A 20508-nucleotide genomic window follows, 5' to 3' on the forward strand; every position below is an offset into this window, starting at 1 on the left:
TCCGGTTCATCGTCCAATTTTCTTGCGGGAAGCACCATGCCCAAGCGTACAGACCTGAAAAGCATCCTTATCATCGGCGCTGGCCCCATCGTCATCGGCCAGGCCTGCGAGTTCGACTATTCCGGCGCCCAGGCCTGCAAGGCGCTGCGCGAAGAGGGTTTTCGCGTCATCCTGGTTAACTCCAACCCGGCCACCATCATGACCGATCCGGCCATGGCGGATGCCACCTACATCGAGCCGATCACCTGGCAGGCGGTGGAGAAGATCATCGAGGCCGAGCGTCCCGACGCCGTGCTGCCGACCATGGGCGGCCAGACCGCGCTGAACTGCGCGCTGGATCTCGATCGCCACGGCGTACTGGAAAAGTACGGCGTGGAGATGATCGGTGCCAACGCCGACACCATCGACAAGGCCGAGGACCGCGATCGCTTCGATAAGGCGATGAAGAATATCGGTCTCGAGTGCCCCAAGGCCAAGGTCGCCCACAGCATGGATGAGGCCTGGGAGATCCAGGGCGAGCTGGGCTTCCCGGTGATCATCCGGCCGTCCTTCACCATGGGTGGCTCCGGTGGCGGCGTGGCCTACAACAAGGAAGAGTTCAAGGAGATCTGTGGGCGCGGCTTCGAGCTTTCGCCGACCCACGAGCTGCTGATCGACGAGTCGTTGCTGGGCTGGAAGGAATACGAGATGGAGGTCGTTCGTGACAAGAACGACAACTGCATCATCGTCTGTGCCATCGAGAACTTCGACCCCATGGGCGTGCACACCGGTGACTCCATCACCGTGGCGCCGGCCCAGACGCTGACCGACAAGGAATACCAGATCATGCGCGACGCATCCCTTGCGGTGCTGCGCGAGATCGGCGTCGAGACCGGTGGCTCCAACGTCCAGTTCGGCGTGGACCCCGAGACCGGCCGCATGGTGGTCATCGAGATGAACCCGCGGGTGTCGCGTTCCTCTGCCCTGGCCTCCAAGGCCACCGGCTTCCCGATCGCCAAGATCGCCGCCAAGCTGGCGGTGGGCTACACCCTGGACGAGCTGCAGAACGACATCACCGGCGGTCGCACCCCGGCGTCCTTCGAGCCGTCCATCGACTACGTCGTCACCAAGATTCCGCGCTTCACCTTCGAGAAATTCCCCCAGGCCAACGACCGTCTGACCACCCAGATGAAGTCGGTGGGCGAGGTCATGGCCATCGGCCGCACCTTCCAGGAGTCGCTGCAGAAGGCGCTGCGTGGCATGGAGACCGGCAACGACGGTCTCGATCCCATCGTCACCGAGTTCAGCGACGAGAACATGGCGCTGATCAAGGGCGAGCTGCAGGCCGCCGGCGCCGAGCGTATCTTCTTCATCGCCGATGCCATGCGCTCCGGCATGTCGGTGGAGGAAGTGTTCGAGCTGACCAACATCGACCCCTGGTTCCTGGTGCAGCTCGAGGATCTGGTCAAGATCGAGCAGGATCTGTCCAGCCGTCCGCTGTCGTCGCTGGACGCGCGCGAACTCTATCGTCTCAAGCGCAAGGGCTTTGGCGATGCTCGCCTGGCCAAGGTGCTGGGCGTGTCCGAGGACGATGTGCGCAGGGCGCGCCATGACGCCGGTATCCGTCCGGTCTACAAGCGCGTCGACACCTGCGCCGCCGAGTTCGCCTCCGACACCGCCTACATGTACTCCACCTACGAGGAGGAGTGCGAGGCCGAGGTCAGCGATCGTAAGAAGATCATGGTGCTGGGCGGTGGCCCCAACCGTATCGGTCAGGGTATCGAGTTCGACTACTGCTGCGTCCACGCCGCCTTCGCCATGCGCGATGACGGCTACGAGACCATCATGGTCAACTGCAACCCGGAGACCGTGTCCACCGACTACGACACCTCCGATCGTCTGTACTTCGAGCCGGTGACCCTGGAGGACGTGCTCGAGATCGCCGACAAGGAGAAGCCGGTCGGGGTGATCGTGCAGTTCGGCGGTCAGACGCCGCTGAAGCTTGCGCGTGCGCTCGAGGCCGCCGGAGTGCCGATCATCGGTACCACCCCGGACGCCATCGATCGCGCCGAGGATCGCGAGCGCTTCCAGCAGATGATCGACAAGCTGGGCCTCAAGCAGCCGCCCAACGCCACCGCCAGAAGCTTTGACGAGGCCTTCAGCAAGGCCGAGGCGATCGGCTACCCGCTGGTGGTGCGCCCGAGCTACGTGCTCGGTGGGCGCGCCATGGAAATCGTCTATGACGCCAGCGAGCTGGAGAACTACATGACCCACGCGGTCAAGGTCTCCAACGACTCGCCGGTGCTGCTCGATCACTTCCTGAGCGCCGCCATCGAGATCGACATCGACGCGGTGTCCGACGGTGAGCAGGTGGTGATCGGCGGTATCATGCAGCACGTCGAACAGGCTGGTGTGCACTCAGGCGACTCTGCCTGTGCGCTGCCGCCGTACTCGCTGCCGGCCGAGGTTCAGGACGAGATGCGCGAGCAGGTCAAGCGCATGGCCGTGGAGCTTGGCGTGAAGGGCTTGATGAACGTCCAGCTGGCCTGGCAGGACGGCGAGATCTACGTCATCGAGGTCAACCCGCGCGCCTCGCGCACCGTGCCCTTCGTGTCCAAGTGCATCGGTACCTCGCTGGCCCAGGTGGCCGCCCGTTGCATGGCTGGCGTCAGCCTCAAGGAGCAGGGCTTCGAGCGCGAGATCGTGCCGCACTTCTACAGCGTCAAGGAGGCGGTGTTCCCGTTCAACAAGTTCCCTGGCGTCGACCCGATCCTGTCGCCGGAGATGAAGTCCACCGGCGAGGTGATGGGGTCCGGCGACACCTTCGCCGAGGCCTTCTACAAGGCCCAGCTCGGTGCAGGTGAGGCGATTCCGGCGCTGACCGGCGATCGCAAGGCGTTCCTGTCGGTTCGCGAACCGGACAAGGCGGGTGTTATCGAAGTGGCGCGTTCTCTGGTAACATTGGGCTTCACACTCTGTGCGACCCGAGGAACGGCGGCAGCCCTTGAACAGGCTGGTCTGCCCGTCGAGGTCGTCAACAAGGTTTACGAAGGCCGGCCACACATCGTCGATTCCATCAAGAACGACGAGATCGCCTATATCGTCAATACCACCGAGGGCCGCCAGGCCATCAATGACTCCTCGGTGATCCGCCGCACCGCACTCGCCCGCAAGGTTCCCTATGCCACGACGCTGGCAGGGGCCAGTGCCGTTTGTTTGGCGCTCGAGTACGGCAATGCCGTGACCGTGCGGCGGCTACAGGAACTGCATGCAGGAGCGAATACATGAACAAGGTCCCGATGACCGTCGCCGGTGAGCAACGCCTGCGTGAAGAGCTCGAACAGCTCAAGAGCGAGGCTCGCCCGACAGTGATCGCTGCCATCGCCGAAGCGCGTGAGCACGGCGACCTCAAGGAGAACGCCGAGTACCACGCCGCGCGCGAGCAGCAGGGCTTCATCGAGGGGCGTATCCAGGAGATCGAGGGCAAGCTGTCCAACGCCCAGGTCATCGACGTCACCAAACTGCCCAAGACCGGCAAGGTGATCTTCGGCGTGACCGTCGAGCTTCTGAATCTGGATACCGACGAAGAGGTGACCTACCGCATCGTCGGTGAGGACGAGGCCGACATCAAGCAGCGTCGCATCTCGGTCACCTCGCCCATCGCCCGTGCCTTGATCGGCAAGGAAGAGGGTGAGGTCGTGCTGGTCCGCACCCCCGGTGGTGAGGTCGAGTACGAGATCACCGGCGTCGAGCACATCTAGACCCGGATCCTTCGATCCAGACGACACCGCCCCGCCAGGAATCCTGGCGGGGCGGTGTCTTTTCTGGCGACAGGATCGTCGGCGCCCGGTGGTGGCGCAGCGACGCCGGTGCGTCAGTGGCGGCCGTGGTGGTTCTCGAAGCGGGTGATGTTGGACAGCTTCGGATTGGCCTTGGGGTTCTTGCGGTACAGCAGGGCCACCTTGCCGATCTTCTGGATCAGCTCGGAGCGGCTCTGGGCGACGAGTTCGTCGAGCACTGCGGTGCGGTCGTCGCGGTCGGGGATCGCGAGCTTCACCTTGACCAGTTCGTGGTCGTTCAGGGCTCGTTCGAGCTCGGCCAGCATGCCTTCGGAAATACCGTTCTCCGAGGCCGTCACCACCGGGTCAAGGTGGTGGCCGATGCTGCGCATTGCTTTCTTTTGTGCCTGTGACAAGCTCATGGTATCTTGCTTCATTCCGTTTTGGCCGTAGGGCGCGTGACAGCACATGGTACGGGGATTCCCCGTGCGGTGAAAGCGCTTGTGCATGACAATCTCCAGGCAGCCGTTCGCCGGCGGTGGCAAAGCCGCTCGATGCGTCGTGCAGCCCGCCCCTCGGTTCCTGCGGCGAGCCTCCCCGCCACGCGGTTCGGCTCCGGCGGCCATGCCGGGTGTCCGCAGCAAATGCACTTCGAGCAACGCCCTTCCGGCAATTGTTCAGGAAATCTTCTTTCAGGTGGCTCAGTGGCAGCATCCCGTCCCCCCTCCGGTAAAAAATCCTCATCCGGCAAGAGCAGCGCGAGCAAGACCAGCGCCAGCTGGTTGAAGGAACACTTCGATGATCGCTACGTTCAGCAGAGCTGGCAGGACGGCTACCGTTCCCGGGCCAGCTATAAGCTGGTGGAGCTGGACGACAAGGACAAGCTGTTCAAGCCGGGCATGACCGTCATCGATCTGGGTGCGGCGCCAGGCGGCTGGAGCCAGATCGCCGCAGAGCGTGTCGGTGACGCCGGTGTGGTCATCGCCTCGGACATCCTCGAGATGGACGCCCTGGCCGGGGTCGACTTCGTACAGGGTGACTTTACCGAGGAAAGCGTGCTGGAAGAGGTGCTGGCAAGGCTCGGTGATCGCCCGGTGGACCTTGTGATGTCGGACATGGCCCCCAATATGAGTGGTATGGCGGCTATCGATCAGCCCCAGGCAATGTACCTGGTGGAGCTGGCGCTCGACCTGGCTCGCCAGACGCTGCGTCCCGGGGGTACCTTCCTGGCCAAGGTGTTCCAGGGCGAAGGCTTCGACGAATATCTCAAGGAGCTGCGCGGCGCCTTTCAAAAGGTGGTGACGCGCAAGCCGGGGGCATCGCGGGCACGCTCCCGCGAGGTCTACCTGCTGGCCCAGGGATTCAAGGGCTGAGCATCGGCGCCGGTCGACGTCTGATAGACCGCGCCTACCGGAGCGATACCGGCAAAAGTGGCCTGGCTGTGCCAGTCTTGAGGCATGGTACAGGCAGGAAAGGACACATGATGGCGTGCGATGGCCTGCCAGGCAGTCATCGCATCGACATTTTTTCGGCATTTTCCGAGGGTGAGTCCCGGCGGAAGGGGCGCTTGCGCCGCTTCGTTGGATCCGATCAGGCTGGCTGAACCAGGCCGGGTCATGTAGTGTCGAACCCTTAGGCACCTAGGCCGACAGATTCTTGCAATTGAGGGTGGTCCCTTGAACGACATGGCGAAGAACCTGATTCTGTGGTTGGTCATCGCGGCGGTGCTGCTGACGGTGTTCAACAACTTCAGCGTCGAGAACGCACCCAACCAGATGAACTACTCCCAGTTCGTCGAACAGGTGCAAAATGAGCAGGTACGCAGTGTAACCATCGACGGTTACACGATCAGCGGTGAGCGCAACGATGGCTCCAGCTTCCAGACCATCCGCCCCTCGGCGGAGGACCCGAAGCTGATGGACGATTTGTTGTCCAACAATGTCACCGTGGTGGGCAAGAAGCCGGAACAGCAGAGTCTGTGGACGCGACTATTGATCGCGAGTTTCCCGATTCTGCTGATCCTGGCCATCTTCATGTTCTTCATGCGCCAGATGCAGGGCGGTGGTGCCGGCAAGGGCGGCCCCATGAGCTTCGGCAAGTCCAAGGCCAAACTGCTGTCCCAGGATCAGATCAAGACCACCTTTGCCGACGTGGCGGGGTGTGACGAGGCCAAGGAGGAAGTCGAGGAGCTGGTCGACTTCCTGCGTGATCCGACCAAGTTCCAGCGGCTGGGTGGCACCATCCCCCGCGGTGTCTTGATGGTCGGGCCTCCCGGTACCGGCAAGACCCTGCTGGCGAAGTCCATCGCCGGCGAGGCCAAGGTGCCGTTCTTCTCGATCTCAGGCTCTGACTTCGTCGAGATGTTCGTCGGTGTGGGTGCTTCCCGTGTGCGCGACATGTTCGAGCAGGCCAAGAAGCAGGCACCCTGCATCATCTTCATCGACGAGATCGACGCCGTGGGTCGTTCGCGCGGCGCCGGCATGGGCGGCGGTAACGACGAGCGCGAGCAGACGCTGAACCAGCTGCTGGTCGAGATGGATGGCTTCGAGGCCAATGAAGGCATCATCGTCATCGCCGCCACCAACCGTCCCGACGTGCTCGACCCTGCGCTGCTGCGCCCGGGCCGCTTCGACCGTCAGGTGGTGGTGCCGCTTCCCGATATCCGGGGTCGCGAGCATATCCTCAACGTGCACCTGCGCAAGGTGCCGCTGGCCGATGACGTCAAGCCGACCTTTATCGCCCGTGGTACCCCTGGCTTCTCTGGTGCCGACCTGGCCAACCTGGTCAACGAGGCCGCGCTGTTCGCCGCTCGTCGCAACAAGCGTCTGGTGGGCATGGAAGAGCTTGAGCTGGCCAAGGACAAGATCATGATGGGGGCCGAGCGCCGCTCCATGGTCATGACCGAGAAGGAAAAGCTCAACACCGCCTACCACGAGTCGGGCCACGCCATCATCGGTCTGGTGATGCCGGAGCATGACCCGGTCTACAAGGTGACCATCATTCCGCGTGGCCGCGCCCTGGGTGTGACCATGTTCCTGCCGGAGCAGGATCGTTACAGCCTGTCGCGCCAGCAGATCATCAGTCAGATCTGTTCGCTGTTCGGCGGTCGCATCGCCGAGGAGATGACGCTGGGGCCGAACGGTGTCACCACCGGCGCCTCCAACGACATCAAGCGTGCCACCGAACTTGCCCACAACATGGTGGCGAAGTGGGGCCTGTCCGAGGAGATGGGGCCGATCATGTACGACGAGGACGAGTCTCACCAGTTCCTCGGCGGCCCTGGTCAGAGTGGTGGCAAGCTGAAGTCGGGCGAAACCACCTCGCGTCTGGACAAGGAAGTGCGCAAGATCATCGACGGCTGCTACGAGCAGGCGCGTCAGATCCTCGAGGACAATCGCGACAAGCTCGACGCCATGGCCGAAGCGCTGATGCAGTACGAGACCATCGACGCGGATCAGCTCAAGGACATCATGGAGGGGCGTGATCCACGTCCGCCCAAGGACTGGGATGAGCCCGGTTCCGGCGGCGGCTCTCCGGTCACCGGTGATCCCGAGCCGTCGAAGGAGCCGGAGTCCAGCGCCGACACCAGCGACGGGGACGAGGAAGAGGATGACAAAGGCTCCGGCCGTCGCCCCTCCGACCCCCTTGGCGGCCCCGCCGGTAGCTGACGGCCCGCCCGCTCACAGAGGCGCCCCGCGGGGCGCCTCTGGCGTTGCATGACCCGCCTCTCGCATTAGTATTCTTTGGTGAATACCCAGATTTCCCAGGACATCCTCTTCGATGGACGCTCGTTACCCCGCTGTACTGCCCTGTGGTCGACACCGCCTCGATCTGACCTTTCCCCGCATCATGGGGATCCTCAACGTCACTCCCGACTCCTTTTCCGATGGTGGCCATCACGTGGTCATCGACGACGCCCTGCGCCATGCCGAACAGATGCTCGCCGAGGGTGCCGCCATCATCGACGTGGGCGGCGAGTCCACGCGACCTGGTGCGACGCCGGTCACCGCGCAGCAGGAACTCGACCGGGTGATCCCGGTGGTCGAGGCGCTGGTACGGGAGCTGGATGCCCTGGTGTCGGTGGATACCTCGACGCCGGAGGTCATGCGCGAAAGCGCCCAGGCCGGGGCAGGCATGATCAATGATGTACGCAACCTGCGCCGTGAGGGCGCCGTCGCGGCGGCGACCGGTACCGGGCTGCCGGTGGTGCTGATGCACATGCTCGGCGAGCCGGGCGATATGCAGGATGCGCCCCGCTATGACAGGCCGGTGGAGGAAGAGGTCGCAGACTTTCTCGAAAGGCGCATCGCCGAGTGCGAGGCCGCCGGTCTCAAGCGAGAACGGCTGTTGCTTGATCCAGGTTTTGGTTTCGCCAAGACCGTGGAGCATAATCTTCGCCTGTTGCATCGCCTGGAGCGCCTGGAAGCCCTGGGGCTCCCGCTGCTGGTCGGGATGTCGCGAAAGAGCATGATCGGCAAGGTGCTCGACCGTGCGGTCGAGGAGCGCCTGTCGGGCGGTCTGGCCTTGTCGGCACTGGCGGTGGAGCGAGGCGCACGGATACTACGCGTTCACGATGTGGGGCCCCATGTGGACGCGGTGAACATGACCTGGGCCGTTCTCGAGGAAGGAGAACACCATGGCTAGACGCTATTTTGGCACGGACGGCATTCGCGGTACCGTCGGTCAGGCGCCGATCACGCCGGACTTCATGCTCAAGCTGGGCTGGGCTACCGGCCGCGTGCTCGAGCCTCGCCGTCAGCGGGCGCGGGTACTGATCGGCAAGGACACCCGTATCTCCGGCTACATGTTCGAGTCGGCCCTCGAGGCGGGACTGTCGGCGGCGGGCGTTGACGTGATGCTGCTCGGTCCGATGCCGACACCGGGTATCGCCTACCTGACGCGGACCTTTCGCGCCGATGCGGGGATCGTCATCTCCGCTTCCCACAACGCCTACCAGGACAACGGCATCAAGTTCTTCTCGGCCGAGGGCGCCAAGCTGGGCGATGAGATCGAGGAGCGCATCGAGCGCGCACTGGATGAGACCCTGACCACGGTGTCACCGAGGGAGCTGGGCAAGGCCAGCCGGGTCGACGACGCCGCCGGGCGCTATATCGAGTTCTGCAAGTCGACGATCCCCGACCGGGTCAACCTGCACGGCCTGCGTATCGTGCTGGACTGCGCCCATGGCGCGACTTATCACATCGCGCCGGCGGTGTTCAAGGAGCTCGGGGCCAAGGTCAGCCTGGTCGGGGCCGAGCCCGACGGCCTCAATATCAACCAGGAGGTGGGCTCGACCCATCCGGCGGCGCTGCGCGCGGCGGTGATCCAGCAAGGCGCCGATCTGGGTATCGCCTTCGATGGTGACGGCGATCGCGTGCTGATGGTGGACGCCGACGGTCACGAGATCGACGGTGACGACATGCTCTACCTGATCGCCAAGGACCGTCACGAGCGTGGCGAGCTGGGTGGTGGTGTGGTCGGTACCCTGATGAGCAACTTCGGGCTGGCCGCAGCGCTGGAGTCCATGGGCGTGCCCTTCGAACGTGCCAAGGTCGGCGATCGCTACGTGATGGAGCGCCTGGCCGCCAACGACTGGCAGCTGGGTGGCGAGTCCTCGGGGCATATCGTCTGTCGCCACGTGCAGACCACCGGCGACGGTATCGTCTCGGCGCTGCAGGTGCTGTCCTACATGGTGCGTGAGGAAAAGCCGCTGTCACGCCTGCTGCACGGCTTCGAGAAGGCGCCTCAGTCGCTGGTCAACGTGCGCCTGTCGGCGGGCGTCGACGCCAAGGCGGTGATGGCCGACCCGAGTCTCGAACAGGCCACCCGTGCGGTCGAGGCCGAGCTTGGCGATGAGGGCCGCGTGCTGCTGCGCCCCTCGGGGACCGAGCCGCTGATTCGCGTCATGGTCGAGGGACGCCCTCATCTGGATGTCGAAGGGCTGGCCAGGCGTCTGGCCGATGACGTGCGTGAGCTGGTCGGCTGAACCCTGATCTCACCGCCCGGTTTCGCGGTGCCATGACGCGAGGCCTGGTGGACCCAGATGCCGGCGAGAGCGTCTTGTCGGCTTGCTCCAGCGCGGGACCGAAGGCTTCGATCCCGCGGCAAATCTTGTCTTGACAGGGCCGCTCCTATACCATTTCGGCCCACCTTGAAAGAGGATGTTCCATGCGTGCACCGCTGATCGCCGGCAACTGGAAGATGAATGGCTCGCTGAGCCTGATCGATACCTTCGCCGAGGCGCTGTCCGGCGCCGAATTGCCGCAGGCGGTGACGCTGGCCCTGGCGGTTCCCTTTCCCTATGTCGGGGTGGCCAGGGAGCGGTTGCCGCAGAGCGTCAGGCTGGCCGGCCAGACCCTGAGCGACCAGCCGAGCGGAGCCTTCACCGGCGAGGTGAGCGGCGCCATGCTTGCAGACGTCGGCGCCGACATGGTGCTGGTCGGACACTCCGAGCGGCGTACCCTGTTCGGAGAAGACGACGCGGCGGTGCTGGCACGGGTGCAGGCCGCGCTGGGTCAGGGGCTGACGCCGGTGCTGTGCCTGGGGGAAACCCTGGAAGAGCGCGACGCCGAGCGTACCGAGGCGGTGGTGCTCGGTCAGCTCGAGGCGGTGATGGAAGCCCTCGACAGTGACGAGCGCGCGCGCCTGGTATTGGCCTACGAGCCGGTCTGGGCGATCGGCACCGGTCGTACCGCAACGCCTGAGCAGGCGCAGCAGGTGCATGCGGCGATTCGTGCACGACTCGAACGTTACGATGGCGCCCTGGCGGCGTCCATGCAGGTTCTCTACGGCGGCAGCATGAAGCCCGACAACGCGGCGGAATTGCTGGCCCAACCGGACATCGACGGCGGCCTGATCGGCGGAGCATCGCTGAAGGTCGACGATTTTCTAGCCATTTGTCAGTCAGCAGGTTGAATCCATGCAAGTTGCCATTCTCATGATCCATGTGGCGATCGCCATCGCCCTGGTCGTTCTTATCCTGCTGCAGCAGGGCAAGGGCGCCGATGCCGGCGCCTCCTTCGGTGGCGGTGCCTCCCAGACCGTCTTCGGTTCCCGTGGCAGCGGCAGTTTCCTGTCCAAGGCGACCGGGGCGCTGGCGGCGTGTTTCTTCGCCACTTCCCTGACCCTGGCCTACTTCGCCTCCGAAGCGGGCAATTCCGCGCCAGAGGCGGGTATTCCCGACGCCGAGGTGATCGAGCAGCAGAACAGCGCGCCGACCCTGGATGACGAAAGCACCCAGAACAGTGCGCCTGCGCTTGAGGAAGAAAGTCAGGAAAATTCTGCGCCTACGCTTGACGAAGGTTCAAGCGACGTGGATAATGCAGCGCCAGTGCTGGAGGACAGCCAAGGCTGATCTCCGGAACTCCCCTAGCCGAAGTGGTGGAATTGGTAGACACGCTATCTTGAGGGGGTAGTGACCTTACGGTCGTGCGGGTTCAAGTCCCGCCTTCGGCACCATCCTCGTCTTCTGCAATGACGGCGTGGATGACAAGCTCTCCCGGTGATGACCGGTGATCTTCTCTCAGGGTTGGCGGTTCGGTGAAATGCCTTGACGCCCTGGTCAAGGCGCAGTATACTCACCGGCCTAGATTGATGCGGGGTGGAGCAGTCTGGTAGCTCGTCGGGCTCATAACCCGAAGGTCATCGGTTCAAATCCGGTCCCCGCTACCATCTTCTTGGCAGGCATGCAGGTATTCTCAAGGGGCATGCGAACTTCTGCCAGATGGTGACAGGTTTCTTGGAAAAAGCCCCTTCCTGTGAAGGGGCTTTTTGTTAGCAGCTTGCCGGGGCTCGCCCGGCGGCGCGAACGCCAATCAGCCACCTGACTTTCCTGTTCACTCCCGGCCAGGTGCTGATGCAACGGCTGTAGGAGCTTTCATTCGTGGCGACCAAAGATGCTGCGCTCAATGCGTTGATCGAACCGGTGGTAACGGCCATGGGGTTCGAGCTCTGGGGTATCGACTATCTGTCCCAGGGAAAACATTCCCGTCTGGTGATTTACATCGATCACGCCGATGGCGTCAGTGTCGACAACTGTGCCGATATCAGTCGACAGGTCAGCGCCATCATGGATGTCGAGGATCCCATCGCCGGGGAGTACCGTCTCGAGGTATCTTCGCCCGGGATGGATCGTCCGCTGTTCCGTCTCGATCAGTTCTCCCGTTACGCTGGCCATCACGTGGCTCTGAAGCTGCGCGCTCCCTTCGAGGGTCGGCGCAAGTTCCAGGGCGTGCTCGCCGGAACCGAGGGTGACGAGGTGCTGGTGCAGATCGACGGTGAGGAATACTGCTTTCCGATCGACGGCATCGATCAGGCGCGGGTGGTTCCTCAGTTTGACGAGTGACGCTCACTGATGCGCGACGACTGATGCGCGACAAGAGAGAACAAGGATCGGTTTTTTGGCGAGGCTTTAAGGCATGAGTAAAGAAATTCTGGCGGTCGTTGACGCGATCTCCAACGAGAAGGGTGTCCCCCGCGAGGTCATCTTCGAAGCCGTCGAGGCGGCGCTGGCCAGTGCCTCGCGCAAGCGCTTCGAGGATGAGGAAGCCAGCGTTCGCGTACACATCGACCGGATGACCGGCGAGTACGAGACCTTCCGCCGCTGGGTGGTGGTCGAGGACGATGACTTCGACGGACCCGACGCCGAGATCAAGCTGACCTTCGCCGAAAAGCGGGATCCGCCGCTGGGCCTGGGTGACGTGGTCGAGGAGCGCATCGAGAATGCGGCCTTCGGTCGTATCGCCGCCCAGACCGCCAAGCAGGTCATCGTGCAGAAGGTGCGCGAGGCCGAGCGTGCCGAGGTCGTGCGCATCTATGCCGAGCGTGAAGGTGAACTGGTCGCGGGTATCGTCAAGAAGACGACACGTGACGGCCTGATCATTGACCTGGGCGACAACGCCGAGGCCTTCCTGCCGCGCAGTGAGATGATCCCCGGTGAGCGCTACCGCATGAACGAGCGGGTGCGCGCACTGCTGGTCAAGGTCGACGCCGAGGCGCGTGGCGCCCAGTTGATCCTGTCGCGCACCAACCCGCAGATGATCATTGAGCTGTTCAAGATCGAGGTTCCCGAGATCGCCGAGCAGCTTATCGAGATCAAGGGTGCGGCGCGTGATCCGGGCTCCCGGGCCAAGATCGCGGTCAAGACCAACGACCGTCGCATCGACCCGGTGGGCGCCTGCGTCGGCATGCGCGGTTCGCGCGTGCAGGCGGTGTCCTCGGAGCTGCAGAACGAACGCGTCGACATCGTGCTGTGGGACGACAATCCCGCACAGCTGGTGATCAACGCCATGGCCCCGGCCGACGTCGCCTCCATCCTGGTGGATGAGGATGCCCACGCCATGGACGTGGCCGTCGCCGAGGACAACCTGGCCCAGGCCATCGGCCGTAGTGGCCAGAACGTGCGTCTCGCGTCCGAGCTGACCGGCTGGCGTATCAACGTCATGACCGAAGCCGACGCCGAGGCCAAGCGCGACCAGGAAATCGACAGTCTGGTCGAGCACTTCGTTCAGCACCTGGACATCGATGATGATGTCGCTCGGCTGCTGGTCGAGGAAGGTTTCACCTCGCTTGAAGAGGTGGCCTACGTACCGGTCGAGGAAATGCTGGAAATCGAAGAGTTCGACGAAGACCTCATCGAGGAGCTTCGAGCTCGCGCCAAGGACGAGCTCTTGAACCTGGCCATTGCCTCCGAGGAGGAACTGGACGGAGCCCAGCCGGCGGATGATCTGCTGGAGATGGACGGAATGGAGCGCCATCTGGCCTTCATCCTGGCCAGCCGTGGCATCAAGACCATGGAAGATCTGGCTGAACAGTCTGTCGATGATCTGGTGGACATCGAAGAGGTGGACGAAGAGCGCGCCGCGGCATTGATCATGACCGCCCGTGCGCCTTGGTTCGAGAGCGAACAGTAACAGGGTCACGGGCTGAGGAGGGTCGTAATGTCAGAGATGACCGTTAAGGATTTTGCAGCGAAGGTGGGGCGTGAAGTGCCCCGTCTGCTGGAACAGATGAAAGAAGCCGGACTCGAGCACAAGTCGGAAGCCGACGCCGTGTCCGAGGAAGACAAGCGCAAGCTGTTGGACTTTCTGACCAAGAGCCATGGCGGTGGCAGCGGTGTGGGCGCGGCTGCGCGCAATCGCATCACCCTGACCCGCAAGACGCGCAGCAAGATCAAGACCAGCGAGCGCGGCAAGACCATCGAGGTCCAGGTCCGCAAGAAGCGCACCTACGTCAAGCGTGACGAGGCCCAGGAAGAAGCCCCGGCGCCGGTCGAGGACCACGGTCCGCGTCAGCTGGTCGGCGACATGGCCGATTCCCGTGCACGTCGCGAGGCCCAGGAGGCCGAAGAAGCCAAGCAGCGCGCCGAGCAGAAGGCGAGCCAGGACGCCGAGCAGGCCGCCAAGGCCAAGCGCGAGGCCGAAGAGGCCGCCGTCGTGCCCGACATTCCGGTGCCCGAGCTCGACACCTCTGCCCCGGCTGGCGACGAGCCGCCGGCGCCGCCCAAGGAAGGTCGTGGCGACGTGCGTCGTGCCGCCGTCAAGAAGGCCGCCGCCAAGACCGGCAAGAAAGGCCGTGGCGAGCGTGACGACGACGATCGCAGCGACCGCGAAGAGCGTCGTCGTGGCGGTGGCAAGAAGGCCAAGCGCGCCGAGCGCCGTGGCAGCCGTCGTGGCGGCAGCCAGGGCAACGGCAAGCATGGCTTCCAGAAGCCGACCCAGCCGATCGTGCGTGAAGTCTCGATCCCCGAGTCCATCTCGGTGGCCGAACTGGCCGACAAGATGTCGATCAAGGCCAACGAGGTCATCAAGGCCATGTTCACCATGGGCGCTGCGGTGACCATCAACCAGACCATCGACCAGGACACTGCGGCTATCGTGGTGGAAGAAATGGGCCACACGCCCAAGCTGGTCAAGGACGATGCCCTCGAGACCGAAGTGCTCGAAGCCATCTCCTACGAGGGCGAGGAAATCACCCGCTCTCCGGTGGTCACGGTCATGGGTCACGTCGACCACGGCAAGACCTCGCTGCTCGACTATATTCGTCGTGCCAAGGTGGCCACCGGTGAAGCCGGCGGTATCACCCAGCACATCGGTGCCTACCACGTCGAGGACGACAGCGACGGTGTGACCTTCCTCGACACCCCTGGTCACGCGGCGTTTACCGCCATGCGTGCCCGTGGTGCCAAGGCCACCGACGTGGTCATCCTGGTGGTGGCGGCCGACGACGGTGTCATGCCCCAGACCATCGAGGCGGTGGAGCACTCCAAGGCTGCCGAAGTGCCGATGGTGGTCGCGGTCAACAAGATCGACAAGCCGGAAGCCGATCCCGACCGGGTCAAGAATGAGCTGTCCCAGCACGGCGTGATCTCCGAGGAGTGGGGTGGCGACACCCAGTTCGTCCACGTCTCCGCCAAGTCTGGCGAAGGCATCGAGGAGCTGCTGGAAGCCGTTCACCTGGTCTCCGAGGTGCTCGAGCTCAAGGCGGTACCGAGCGCACCCGGCAAAGGTGTGGTGGTCGAGTCTCGCCTCGACAAGGGCCGTGGCCCGGTAGCCACCGTGCTGGTCCAGAACGGTACCCTGAAGAAGGGCGACATCGTACTGGCCGGTCTGCACTACGGCCGTGTGCGTGCCCTGACCAACGAACTCGGCAAGCAGGTCGACGCCGTGGGTCCCGCCATGCCGGTGGAGATCCAGGGTCTCGATGGCACCCCGGAAGCCGGTGACGACTTCATGGTCGTGGCCGACGAGAAGAAGGCGCGTGAAGTCGCCAACTTCCGCCAGGGCAAGTACCGCGAGATTCGCCTGGCACGCCAGCAGAAGGCCAAGCTGGAGAACATGTTCTCCCAGATGGGCCAGAGCGAGGCCGCCAAGGTCAACATCGTGCTCAAGGCCGACGTCCAGGGTTCCCTGGAAGCGATCAAGGGCGCCCTCGAGGAGCTGTCCACCGACGAGGTGCAGGTGTCCGTGGTGTCCTCCGGCGTTGGCGGTATCACCGGTACCGATGCCAACCTGGCGCTGGCCAGTGAGGCCATCGTGGTCGGCTTCAACGTGCGTGCCGATGCGGCCGCCCGCGAGATCATCGAGCGTGAAGGTCTGGAGCTGCGCTACTACAGCGTCATCTACCACCTGATCGACGAGGTCAAGCAAGCCATGAGCGGCATGCTCGAGCCCGAGTGGAAGGAAGAGATCGTCGGTATCGCCGAGGTCCGTGACGTCTTCCGCGCGCCCAAGATCGGCGCCGTGGCCGGCTGCATGGTGGTCGAGGGTACGGTCTTCCGTAACAAGAAGATCCGCGTGCTGCGCGACAACGTGGTCATCTACGAAGGCGAGCTCGAGTCGCTGCGCCGCTTCAAGGACGACGTCCAGGAAGTGCGCAACGGCATGGAGTGTGGCATCGGGGTGAAGAACTACAACGATGTCCAGGTCAACGACAAGATCGAGGTCTTTGACCAGGTCAAGGTCGAGCGCACGCTGTAAGCGTTCGAGGAGTCGTCATCCATGCGCGAATTCAAGCGTACCGACCGAGTGGCCGACCAGCTCCAGAAGGAGCTGGCGGTCCTGATCCAGCGCGAGGTCAAGGACCCGCGCCTGGGGATGGTCACCGTGAGCGGGGTCGAGGTCAGTCGTGACCTCGGCTACGCCGATGTCCACATCACCCTGCTGGGTGAGCAGGACCCGGAACGGATCAAGGAAAACCTCAAGGTGCTCAAGCGCGCCGGCGGTTTCCTGCGTAGCCAGGTGGCGCGTCGCATCAAGCTGCGTCACGTGCCGGAACTGCGCTTTCATTATGACGAAAGCGTGGTGCGTGGTCAGCACCTGTCATCGCTGATCGAAGAGGCGGTGGCCAGCGATCGCTCTCGCCAACCCGAGGGGGATGACGAGAACGACAGCGGCGAGGACGGGGCCAAGGACTGATGGCCCGTCGTCGTCGAGGACTGCCGATCGATGGTGTACTGCTGCTGGACAAGCCCAAGGGCATGTCCAGCAACTTTGCACTGCAGCGTGCGAGGCGCCTGTACCAGGCCCAGAAGGCCGGTCATACCGGTACCCTGGATCCCATGGCGACAGGACTTCTGCCGGTGCTGTTCGGCGAGGCTACCAAGTTTTCCAACCAGCTGCTCGAGGCCGACAAGGTGTACCGCACCCGGGTCGAGCTCGGGCAGAGCACCGATACCGGTGACGCCGAAGGCGAGGTCATCGCCGAGGCGCCGGTGCCGGCGCTGGAGCACAGCGGCGTCGCGTCGGTAGTGGCGAATTTCATCGGCGAGCAGGATCAACTGCCGCCGATGTATTCCGCGCTCAAGCACCAGGGGCGCAAGCTCTACGAACTGGCGCGAGAGGGCAAAAGCGTAGATCGTGCAACCCGGCGGATAAGGGTGTATGATGCTCGGCTACTTTCCGCCAGCCTCGAGGGCGAGTCCCCAGGATTCGACCTGGAGGTCCGGGTCAGCAAAGGCACCTATGTGCGTACGCTGGCCGAGGACATGGCCAAGGCGCTGGGTTGCGAAGGGCATATCTCGCAGCTCAGACGGCTGAAGACCGGCCCCTTCGATGCCGACGGCATGGTCGATTTCGACACGCTCGAGGCCCAGGACGACGGCCAGCGCCAAGCGCGCCTGGCACCGATCGACAGTCTGCTTCAACACCTCCCGGCTCATCGCCTCAGTGAGGCAGGTGTCCAGGCCCTGCGCTTTGGACGCCCGGCACGCGGTGAGCTCGAGGGCGGCGATTCGGCCATGGCCGAGGAGTCGTTGTATCGCCTCTATCAGGGTGAGTCCTTTATCGGTCTCGGTCTGGTCGAGCCTACCGGGGATATCGTGCCCCGGCGCCTTCTGAGCACGTTCGTCGCGGGCTCAGGGCAAGACTGACCCCCTCAAGGGGTTGCGGCAGCTGGAGACTGCAAATATGCGTGGTCTCCGACATTCATCATTCAGGCATATTGCTTACTGGAGAGACAGATGGCACTTACCGCCGAACAGAAGGCCGAAATCGTCAACGAATACGGCCGTGGTGACAGCGACACCGGTTCCCCCGAGGTTCAGGTGGCCCTGCTCAGCGCCAACATCAACGGCCTGCAGGATCACTTCAAGACCAACAAGCAGGATCACCACTCCCGTCGTGGCCTGATCCGCATGGTCAACCAGCGCCGCAAGCTGCTTGACTACCTCAAGCGCAAGGACTTCGAGCGCTATCAGTCCCTGATCCAGCGTCTGGGTCTGCGTCGCTAAGACGCAAGGTGCTTGCAAAGACCTGGGCGTCAGGACTTCGAGGCTCTTCATCGTCCCTGATCCGGCGTCTGGGTCTGCGTCGCTAAGACGTATTTGCAGCAAGCGCGACAAGGCTTCCTTCGGGAAGCGGCGTCAGACAACGGGCAGCCCCACGGGGCTGCCCGTTGTCGTTGGTGGTACAGCGTTGTGCGCGGTCGCGGCAGGCAGCGGCGGCCACTTGAAACTCCCTTGACCTTTGTGGTGGCCCTCACGGGCTTGACCCCCTAAAATAGTCGCCGAGTCAAAAACGACCCAAACATCGAAAAGTAAAGGAAGTCGCCGTGAATCCGGTCAAGAAGACGTTTCAGTACGGTCGCAGCACCGTCACCCTGGAAACCGGGCGCATCGCCCGCCAGGCCACCGGTGCCGTGATGGTCACCATGGACGACACCGTGGTGCTGTGCACCGTGGTGGCCAGAAAGGAAGCCAACCCGAGCCAGCCTTTCTTCCCGTTGTCTGTCCACTACCAGGAAAAGACCTACGCGGTCGGCAAGATTCCCGGCGGCTTCTTCAAGCGTGAAGGGCGTCCCACCGAGAAGGAAACCCTCACCTCGCGACTGATCGACCGTCCGATCCGTCCGCTGTTCCCCAAGGGCTTCATGAACGAAGTCCAGGTCATCTGTACCGTGCTGTCCACCGATCGTAACCACGATCCGGACATCGCCGCGATGATCGGCACCTCGGCGGCGCTGGCGATTTCCGGCGTACCCTTCAATGGTCCCATCGGCGCCGCTCGCGTGGGCTTCAATGAAGAGCGTGGCTACTTCCTCAACCCGACCGTCGAGGAGCTCGGCGGCTCCGAGCTGAACATGGTCGTGGCCGGTACCGAGAAGGCCGTGCTGATGGTCGAGTCCGAGGCCGAAGAGCTGCTCGAGGACGAGATGCTGGGCGCCGTGCTGTTCGGCCACCAGGAGATGCAGACCGTCATCCAGGCGATCAACGAGCTGACCGCCGAGGCCGGCAAGGCCAAGTGGGAGTGGCAGCCCGCCGCCGAGAATACCGCGCTCAAGGAAGCCCTGGCCCAGGGCTTCGAAGCCAAGGTCGGCGAAGCCTACCGCATCACCGACAAGATGCAGCGCCAGGATGCCCTGTCCGCACTCAAGGCCGAGGCCGTCGAGAAGCTGGCCGGTGACGAAGACGGCAAGTTCGAGGCCTCCGAGGTCGAAGGCGCCTTCGCCGGTCTAGAGAAGCGGGTGGTACGTGCCCGCGTGATCAAGGGCGAGCCGCGTATCGACGGCCGTGACCACAAGACCGTGCGTCCGCTGGCCATCGAGGCCGGTACTCTGCCCAAGACCCACGGCAGCGCCATCTTCACCCGTGGCGAGACCCAGGCGGTGGTGGTCGCGACCCTGGGCACCCTGCGTGACTCCCAGCTGATCGAGTCGCTGGAAGGCGAGCGCAAGGACCGCTTCCTGCTGCACTACAACTTCCCTCCGTACTCGGTGGGCGAGGCCGGTTTCATGGGCGGTCCCAAGCGTCGCGAGATCGGCCACGGTCGTCTGGCCCGTCGTGGTGTCCAGGCCATGCTGCCGGCGGAAGAGGACTTTCCCTACACCATTCGCGTGGTCTCCGAGATCACCGAGTCCAACGGCTCCAGCTCCATGGCCTCTGTCTGCGGCACCTCGCTGGCACTGATGGACGCCGGCGTGCCGATCAAGGCACCGGTGGCGGGTATCGCCATGGGCCTGGTCAAGGACGCTGATGGCTACGCCGTGCTGACCGACATCCTCGGCGACGAGGATCACCTCGGCGACATGGATTTCAAGGTGGCCGGCAGCGCCGAGGGTGTCACCGCCCTGCAGATGGACATCAAGATCGAGGGTATCGACGAGCAGATCATGGAAACGGCCCTGAACCAGGCCCATGAGGCGCGCATCAGCATCCTCGAGCAGATGAACACCGTGATCGCCGAGAGCCGTGCCGAGGTCTCCGACAACGCGCCCTCCATGGCCACCATCAAGATCGACCCGGACAAGATCCGCGACGTCATCGGCAAGGGTGGCGCCACCATCCGCAAGATCTGCGACGACACCGGCGCCTCCATCGACCTGGACGACGACGGCACCGTGCGCATCTACGCCGAGGACAAGAAGGCCGCCAAGAAGGCCATCGATACCGTGCTGGCGATCACCGCCGAGGCGGAAATCGGCAAGCTGTACCGTGGCAAGGTGGTGCGTATCGCCGACTTCGGCGCCTTCGTCAACATCATGCCGGGTACCGACGGCCTGGTGCACATCTCCCAGATCGTGCCCGAGCGCGTCAATGACGTGCGTGACTACCTCAATGAGGGTGACGAGATCGTGGTCAAGGTGCTCGACATCGACAACCGCAATCGCGTCAAGCTGACGATCAAGGAAATGACCGAAGAAGAGAAGGCTGCCTTCGAAGCCGAGGAAGCCGAAACCGAGATCTGATCGCACTCGGTGTCTGACGCCCCCGTCGCTGACGCCACGGGGGCGTTTTTGTGTGTGTCCCGCTGATCTC

General features: G+C 63.7%; 16 protein-coding genes and 2 tRNA genes. 17 read left to right on the top strand and 1 reads right to left on the bottom strand.

Annotated elements, in window-relative coordinates; all coding sequences use genetic code 11:
• The first annotated feature begins 36 nt into the window (after positions 1-36).
• Positions 37-3267: a carbamoyl-phosphate synthase large subunit gene (gene carB / locus NFI08_RS07100; RefSeq protein WP_108450013.1), complete on the top strand. Its 3231-nt coding sequence runs from the start codon at positions 37-39 to the stop codon at positions 3265-3267.
• Complete coding sequence (gene greA / locus NFI08_RS07105) at positions 3264-3740, top strand: transcription elongation factor GreA (RefSeq protein WP_108131792.1); 477 nt, start codon at positions 3264-3266, stop codon at positions 3738-3740. The genes carB and greA overlap by 4 nt, the downstream gene beginning before the upstream one ends.
• A gap of 113 nt (positions 3741-3853) precedes the next feature.
• Here greA and yhbY read toward each other — a convergent pair whose 3' ends face one another.
• A complete protein-coding gene (gene yhbY / locus NFI08_RS07110; RefSeq protein ID WP_045992299.1) occupies positions 3854-4180 on the bottom strand; it encodes a ribosome assembly RNA-binding protein YhbY in 327 nt (108 codons plus the stop codon).
• Positions 4181-4462: 282 nt separating this feature from the next.
• Between yhbY and rlmE the strand changes: the two genes are divergently transcribed.
• From rlmE to pnp, 15 genes are all read left to right on the top strand, one after another.
• Positions 4463-5131, top strand: a complete 669-nt coding sequence (rlmE, locus tag NFI08_RS07115) for a 23S rRNA (uridine(2552)-2'-O)-methyltransferase RlmE (protein ID WP_045992275.1) — start codon at positions 4463-4465, stop codon at positions 5129-5131.
• A 303-nt stretch (positions 5132-5434) separates the two neighbouring features.
• The gene (gene ftsH, locus NFI08_RS07120) at positions 5435-7426 is read left to right on the top strand and encodes an ATP-dependent zinc metalloprotease FtsH (protein ID WP_213227344.1); all 1992 of its coding nucleotides are present in this window, start codon (positions 5435-5437) and stop codon (positions 7424-7426) included.
• A gap of 112 nt (positions 7427-7538) precedes the next feature.
• Positions 7539-8402, top strand: a complete 864-nt coding sequence (gene folP / locus NFI08_RS07125) for a dihydropteroate synthase (RefSeq protein WP_181248652.1) — start codon at positions 7539-7541, stop codon at positions 8400-8402.
• Positions 8395-9744, top strand: a complete 1350-nt coding sequence (gene glmM / locus NFI08_RS07130) for a phosphoglucosamine mutase (protein ID WP_045992272.1) — start codon at positions 8395-8397, stop codon at positions 9742-9744. The genes folP and glmM overlap by 8 nt, the downstream gene beginning before the upstream one ends.
• Positions 9745-9926: 182 nt before the next feature.
• On the top strand, positions 9927-10673 hold the full coding sequence (gene tpiA / locus NFI08_RS07135; RefSeq protein WP_108131789.1) for a triose-phosphate isomerase: 747 nt from the start codon (positions 9927-9929) through the stop codon (positions 10671-10673).
• A 4-nt stretch (positions 10674-10677) separates the two neighbouring features.
• A complete protein-coding gene (gene secG, locus NFI08_RS07140) occupies positions 10678-11112 on the top strand; it encodes a preprotein translocase subunit SecG (protein WP_045992270.1) in 435 nt (144 codons plus the stop codon).
• Between the two features lie 17 nt (positions 11113-11129).
• A tRNA-Leu gene (locus NFI08_RS07145) sits at positions 11130-11216 on the top strand.
• Between the two features lie 136 nt (positions 11217-11352).
• Positions 11353-11429 (top strand) — tRNA-Met (locus tag NFI08_RS07150).
• 211 nt (positions 11430-11640) lie between these two features.
• Positions 11641-12102, top strand: a complete 462-nt coding sequence (rimP, locus tag NFI08_RS07155) for a ribosome maturation factor RimP (RefSeq protein ID WP_045992269.1) — start codon at positions 11641-11643, stop codon at positions 12100-12102.
• Positions 12103-12175: 73 nt separating this feature from the next.
• Positions 12176-13669 carry a transcription termination factor NusA gene (gene nusA, locus NFI08_RS07160; protein WP_108131788.1) on the top strand — a complete coding sequence of 498 codons (1494 nt, stop codon included), beginning with the start codon at positions 12176-12178 and terminating at the stop codon, positions 13667-13669.
• Positions 13670-13696: 27 nt separating this feature from the next.
• Positions 13697-16234, top strand: coding sequence for a translation initiation factor IF-2 (gene infB / locus NFI08_RS07165; protein WP_045992267.1), 2538 nt, complete (start codon positions 13697-13699; stop codon positions 16232-16234).
• 21 nt (positions 16235-16255) lie between these two features.
• Positions 16256-16672, top strand: coding sequence for a 30S ribosome-binding factor RbfA (rbfA, locus tag NFI08_RS07170; protein ID WP_108131787.1), 417 nt, complete (start codon positions 16256-16258; stop codon positions 16670-16672).
• A complete protein-coding gene (gene truB / locus NFI08_RS07175; protein WP_349588318.1) occupies positions 16672-17625 on the top strand; it encodes a tRNA pseudouridine(55) synthase TruB in 954 nt (317 codons plus the stop codon). Before rbfA ends, truB begins: the two co-directional genes overlap by 1 nt.
• Before the next feature lie 90 nt (positions 17626-17715).
• The gene (gene rpsO, locus NFI08_RS07180; RefSeq protein WP_045992264.1) at positions 17716-17985 is read left to right on the top strand and encodes a 30S ribosomal protein S15; all 270 of its coding nucleotides are present in this window, start codon (positions 17716-17718) and stop codon (positions 17983-17985) included.
• Between the two features lie 320 nt (positions 17986-18305).
• A complete protein-coding gene (pnp, locus tag NFI08_RS07185) occupies positions 18306-20438 on the top strand; it encodes a polyribonucleotide nucleotidyltransferase (protein WP_108131785.1) in 2133 nt (710 codons plus the stop codon).
• Positions 20439-20508 lie beyond the last annotated feature (70 nt).

The sequence above is a fragment of the Halomonas sp. EF61 genome, from assembly GCF_040147045.1.
In the GTDB taxonomy this organism is placed as follows: domain Bacteria; phylum Pseudomonadota; class Gammaproteobacteria; order Pseudomonadales; family Halomonadaceae; genus Halomonas; species Halomonas litopenaei.